This window comes from Novipirellula sp., assembly GCF_041583735.1.
Lineage (GTDB): Bacteria > Planctomycetota > Planctomycetia > Pirellulales > Pirellulaceae > Novipirellula.
This window is the reverse complement of record NZ_JBFHFD010000557.1, coordinates 1-5,821: the sequence shown is the minus strand read 5'-3', so window position 1 is coordinate 5,821 and position 5,821 is coordinate 1. Positions and strand designations below refer to the sequence as shown.

The 5,821-nt window shown below is 56.1% G+C and carries 6 protein-coding genes; all 6 read right to left on the bottom strand.

The window, feature by feature from the left end; genetic code table 11:
- The coding region (locus ABX962_RS28185) for a VWA domain-containing protein (protein WP_372724454.1) at window positions 1–871 on the bottom strand (871 nt) is incomplete at its 3' end.
- Entirely contained in the window at window positions 868–1,914 is a 1,047-nt protein-coding gene (locus ABX962_RS28180; RefSeq protein WP_372724452.1) for a VWA domain-containing protein, read from the bottom strand. The genes ABX962_RS28180 and ABX962_RS28185, both read right to left, overlap by 4 nt.
- Window positions 1,911–2,723, bottom strand: a complete 813-nt coding sequence (locus ABX962_RS28175) for a hypothetical protein (RefSeq protein WP_372724450.1) — start codon at window positions 2,721–2,723, stop codon at window positions 1,911–1,913. The genes ABX962_RS28180 and ABX962_RS28175 overlap by 4 nt, the downstream gene beginning before the upstream one ends.
- Window positions 2,724–3,605: a DUF58 domain-containing protein gene (locus tag ABX962_RS28170; protein WP_372724448.1), complete on the bottom strand. Its 882-nt coding sequence runs from the start codon at window positions 3,603–3,605 to the stop codon at window positions 2,724–2,726. It abuts the gene before it with no gap.
- Window positions 3,602–4,576: an AAA family ATPase gene (locus tag ABX962_RS28165; RefSeq protein WP_372724446.1), complete on the bottom strand. Its 975-nt coding sequence runs from the start codon at window positions 4,574–4,576 to the stop codon at window positions 3,602–3,604. Before ABX962_RS28165 ends, ABX962_RS28170 begins: the two co-directional genes overlap by 4 nt.
- Before the next feature lie 277 nt (window positions 4,577–4,853).
- Window positions 4,854–5,821: sulfatase/phosphatase domain-containing protein (locus tag ABX962_RS28160; protein ID WP_372724444.1), on the bottom strand; the 968-nt coding region annotated here is incomplete at its 5' end.

Sequence of the window (5,821 nt, the reverse complement as noted above, 5' to 3'; positions counted from 1 at the left end):
CGATGGGTTTCTCGCTCGCGTATTGCCAATACAGACCAGCCAGATCAAATGCCGACGTTCCTGCCGAGACGTAGGTGGCGTCGCTCGCCAAACGAGCAAGCTCTCGAAGTCCGCTTTCGTTCAATCGCGTCGTGACAAATTCTCCGTCGTGTTTCAAGTACTCCGTCGCGCCGTAGTCACCTGTGATGGGAATGCGTGAACCCGCCGCCGTGTCGCCAATGCCGACCAACAACAGTACCGCCGCGTGTTCGTTCAGTAGTTTGGCGATTCGGTGATTGTGCGACCCATGTTCTTCGCCATCGGTCAGGACGATCAAATCCTGCATCCCGTTGCGCTGCTCGGTAAAGATGCTGTCGGCACACTTTTCGGTGGCGGATAGTAAGGTGGTGCCGCCGAAATCGACGGTTCGCGGAGTGGCTTGATCCAACACGTATCGCACAAAGTCGTAATCAAACGTCAGCGGACAGAGAATGTTGGCACTGCCCGCGTACACGACCAACGCCACTCGTTCGGATTGCAAGTGGTCCAGCGCGTCACGAATCGCGTCCTTGGCGGCATCCAATCGCGACGGATAAGCGTCTTCGGCCAACATGCTTTGCGAGACATCGAGCACAAACACCACGTCACGACCACTCTTGGATACCGAATGCCGCTGCGGCGAAATCCCTGGACGCGCCAACGCAAGGATCAACAGCAGCGTTGCCGCCAAGCAAAGCCGGTCACGCCATCTTGATCGCAGGCCAAGATCGCCGCCCATCGCATCGATAACCGTCTTTCGGCGACGCTGCGCACGGCGAAGCAACCACGCCACCGGCAACAGCATCACCAGCAGTCCAAGCATGCTCGGGTTTTGAAGGGTAAAGAATGTCATGGCACCGTCCGTAACCACGTGGCTTCGAGCACAAGAGCAATGATCAATATCGATAGCGAAACGACCAATGGCAACCCGAACCACTCGGCGACTCGCGTGTATTGACGGGTTACGATGCGGGAACGCTCTAGTTGATCCACCTCGGAATAGACCGCCAACAATGACTCGAAATCGTGAGCGGTGCGAAAAATGCCACCCGTTTCGTGGCTGATGTGTTCGAGCACGCGTTCGGCTTCGGAAAGCGGTGGATCCGCAAGTGGTGCGGACGACGACGGCGCGGATCTCGATGGAGCTGCGTGGTCTCCCAAGCTGATGCAGTAGACGCGGCAGCCCCACTCTTTCGCCAATCCCGCGGCCTCGACTGGCAAATGTTGCCCCGAGTTGTTCTCTCCGTCGGTCAGCAGGATGATTACACGGCTGGAAATTTCACTTTCGAACGATCGTCGCTCGCGAACTTCGGGATCATCGAGTTGTCGCAGCCGGGCGGCGGCAATTGCCAAGGCGTCGCCATAAGCGGTGCCATCTTCGTTGGGCCGCTGTTGGATTTCGAGATCGCGAACCAATTGCAGCAGTGCTTCGTGGCCAAACGTCAACGGGCTGCGTGTGTCGGCGTACCTCGCAAACGTGATCAGCCCCAACAGATCGCCTTCGCGTCCCTTCAATTTTTCGCCGTCGCCCGCGATGAAGCGTTCCACCAATTCCTTGGCCACCTGCATGCGGCTGTTCTGTTTTTTGTCAGGCAGCTGGATGCTCATGTCCATGCTGCTGCTGACGTCGACCAACAACTCAATCGCGATTCCTTCGGACACCTGGACCGTGTGCGTGCTTCCCGCTTGCGGTCTGGCCAATGCCACGATCAAGAGCATCAGCGAGATGATGCGAAGCAGCGGCAGCAGCCACAGGTACTGGGCACGCCCGCGATCGGTATGTTGCCAAAGCTGTAGCGACGGGACCGGCAAACTAGGACGCGCAATTCGCATCCGCCATGCCAATATCGCAGGAACCGGCAACAACAGCAGCAGCCAGGGATAGGCGAAGCTCATCTTCCCTCCTGCTGTTGCAACTGGTGGGCAAGTTGCGCAGTGTCGTAGTCTTCGGCGTAAACCGCTCGCTCGATCGCCGCACGCACGTCAACCGATGCGGTAAAGTTCGGGTCGGCCAGCAACCGTTCCAATTCGTGACGCGGCATTTGGCCGGACTGCAGCAAATGTACGAGATCGTCCGTTGGTGGCGGTGACTGCGAGGTGGACGGTGCAGCCGTGGGTTGCCGATTCTGGTGTTTTCGAGCGACAACGAAGATCGCGAGCAAAAACACCAAGCCGATGCCGACAGCGGCTGCAAAAAACGTCAGAGACTGCGATGACTGCACGGGCGTCGAGGTCGGCAATGGCACAGGCGTCGTCGCGGTGTCGGTGATCCCGGTTGGCTCAATCACCAGCGTCAGATCAGGGACCGTTACCGTTTGCCGGCCTCGCGAGGTCACGACATCAATGGTCGCACCGGACACTCGCAGTGACCCAGAACGTTTGGGTTGTAAAACCAAACTTTGCTGCTGTCGATAACGTCCGTCCTGATATTGCAGTGGGATTTTTTCCACCGTGATCGCGTGCATGTCTGGGTTTGCAGGGACATGCAAATCGAACTGGCCCCATGCGTCTCGGTCCATCTCGGCCCGCAGTTGCACGACGTCCCCGGGGCTGGCATGGTCAGGGATAAACCGTACGGTAATGCCAAACGATTTCGAGGTGAGCTTGCTTTCCCCGGGGGCCGCAATTTCCACCGCGAACGTAACGGTTGCAAAGATCGCGATAAACACGAACGGTAAAACGGAACCGAGAGCACAACGCAACATTTAGCCACCCGTCTCGTCAGCAACACGTCGATGCCGCGACTGGAAATAGCTCGCCAGTGCCGTCACACAGTCTTCGTCCACACCCAGCTCCATCAACCCGATACCGCTCTGCAGCATTTGTTCCTGCAGCGCGATAGGGTGCTCGTCGGTTTGCTGGGTCGTGCACTTCAGGTCGACATAACGCTGCGATCCCGTCTCGGTGTCTTCCATGTGGACCAGTTCGGTGGATGCGGCGAGCTGCGTTTGCGTATCAAGCACATTGACGGCATTCAGATCATGGCGGGCCGCCAATGCGCGGAGTTCGTCAAAGTAGTCGGACGCCAAGAAATCCGAAATCACGAACACTACCGAGTGTTTTCGTGCCATGTGACCAAACCGGCTCAACACCGCCTTGAATGCGGTTTCTCGACCGGTCGGCTCGAAGTTCAGCATCGTGTCCATGATCCGCAACGCATGCGAACGACCCTTTCCAGCCGGGATCACCATTTCGACACGATCGGTAAACAGGATCAGACTGACGCGGTCGTTGTTCCGAACCGCGGCCATCGTTAGCAGCGCACACAGTTCGGTGATCAGCGCGCGTTTGCGACCGCCGCTCGATTGGATCATCGACGCCGAGACGTCGACCAACAAATACAGAAACTGCTCTCGCTGTTCGATGTAGCGTTTGATGTGGGGTTCGCCTGTCCGTGCGGTGACTTTCCAGTCCATTGATCGCACATCGTCGCCCGGCTGATATCGCCGCACATCCTCGAATTCAATTCCTTGGCCGCGGAAAACCGAGTGATATTCGCCCGCCAGCAGATGTTCGACTGGGCGACGGCATTTCAATTCTAATAGGGAAAGTTGAGCGTCGGCGTTGGAAAGCGAATCAGGAATCATGACTCGACAACCGGCACCGTTGACAACATTTGGTCTAGCAAATCATCGGACGTGATCGACTCGGCTTCCGCACGATACGAAATCGCCAGCCGATGTCGCAAAACATCATGGGCGACATCCTTCACATCTTGAGGGACGGTGTAGTCACGCCGCTGCATCATCGCGTTTCCACGCGCCGCTAATGACAGGTAGATCGATGCGCGTGGAGACGCTCCGAATCGGACATAACGCTCGATATCCAGTCCATACTTTGCGGGATGACGTGTACAGTCCACCAGCCGGATGATGTAACGTTCAATCTTTTCGTCCAAGAACGTCGCATCGAGCGTGCTTCGCATCTGCATCAATTCATCAAGCGATAGCACCGGTTGGATGTTCACCTCGGAACGAGTCTTTGCCATCCGCTGCATGATTACGAGTTCTTCGTCCATGCTGGGGTAGCCCACTTTTAACTTGAACATGAACCGATCGACCTGGGCTTCAGGAAGCGCGTAGGTCCCCTCTTGCTCGATCGGATTCTGAGTCGCCAAGACGAGAAACGGCGACGGCAGATCAAAGGTCTCTTTGCCCAGCGTGACCTGTTTTTCCTGCATCGCTTCAAGCAGCGCCGATTGCACCTTGGCCGGCGCCCGGTTGATTTCATCGGCCAGCAGCAAGTTGGCGAACACAGGTCCTTTCTCAGGGGTAAAGACATGGTGCCGCGGGTCGTACACCAACGTGCCGGTGAGATCCCCCGGCAACAGGTCGGGAGTGAACTGGATGCGGCTAAAGTCTGCGTCGATCGCCTTGGCCAAACAATTGACCGTCAACGTCTTGGCGATCCCAGGCACACCCTCTAACAACACATGCCCATTGCACAGCAGCGCCAACATCAACCGGTCGATCAATGGCTGCTGTCCAACGACATGTTTGGCAATTTCGCTTTTTATCTGGTTCAGCTTTTCGCTGGTTTCTGTCGATTGTGTCGTCAAAAGCCTGTCAAATCCTGGTTCAAGGCAACGTCAAGGGATGCGATTAATGTATCGATTTGGCGTCGAGATCGCTACCTTCGCTAGCCCACGTTCGAGCGCGAGCGAAATTCGCCAAGAGTTTCGGCCGGGGGCTTTTCCGCCGTTTGATTCTTAATCTTAATCGTACTCTCAATCCTAATCTTCTCTCATTACCTGCGGTCCAGCGGGGCTTGCGCAGTCGGGATTAAGATCAAGAGTAGGATTAAGATTAGGAGTTGCTTGTTTGAGGACTAAACGGCTACTCCCCTGCGGACTTGTTGGCGTTGCGTTTCTTGCCATTACCGCCTTGCTGCTTTCCTTTTTTGGAATTCTTCGTTGCCCATGCCTTGCGAGCCTGTTCACGCGTCATGCCCTTGTAGGCGTGTTGGTGCAGGATCGCGTCGTATTCGGTTTCGATTCCCTCGTCTCCCTGCGACGCCATCCACTGATCAAGTTTGCGTTTCAGTTCTTTAATGACACTGATGTACTCGGGATTTTCGGCCAAGTTGTTCATTTCCAACGGGTCGACGTTGCAGTCGTACAGCTCGAACTCGGGACGATAGTAATATCGATTGACCAGTTCTTGTGCGTCGCTGTCACCCTCCTTGGCCACATCGACCATCGATTGAAAGTAGCGGGCCTGGGTACACGCGTTGGTGAACTTGGTTTCGTGATTCAAATTCCAAATCAATCGGTACTGTTGCCCTCGCACGGTGCGGATGGCATAGGCGTCGCTGCCATTGATGATGCCTCGCGTCGTCATGATGCCGTAGCTAAACGATTTGTGCTGGTCGGTTTCGCCGGTCAACACAGGGATGAAGCTCTTGCCGTCTAAGTCAGGTTGCGGGGCGGCTCCGGCTGCGGCGATGAAGGTTGGCGTCACGTCGACATATTCGACCATCGCATCGGTGACCGTGCCCGGTTGGACCTTGCCCGGCCAACGTACGATCATTGCCGATTGTAGCCCGTTGCTGTAGCACGTCCACTTTGCAAAGGGAAACGAGTTGCCTTGTTCCGACACCACCATCACTAACGTGTTGTCGCTGAATTGATGTTTATCGAGTAGCTGCAAAATCTGGCCGACTTGGTCATCAAAATAGGTGACTTCGGCGAGGTAGTCGCTGAAATCCTCACGCACTTGCGGGGTATCGACGATGTAGGGCGGCAGTTTGATTTTGGCGGGCGGGTATTGCGACGCGTCCCCCATGTTCCAAGGCGAATGAGGCT

Coding starts and splice junctions, on each gene's coding strand:
- ABX962_RS28180 (WP_372724452.1), bottom strand. CDS start 1,914: ATGAGCTTCGCCTATCCCTGGCTGCTGCTGTTGTTGCCGGTTCCTGCG.
- ABX962_RS28175 (WP_372724450.1), bottom strand. CDS start 2,723: ATGTTGCGTTGTGCTCTCGGTTCCGTTTTACCGTTCGTGTTTATCGCG.
- ABX962_RS28170 (WP_372724448.1), bottom strand. CDS start 3,605: ATGATTCCTGATTCGCTTTCCAACGCCGACGCTCAACTTTCCCTATTA.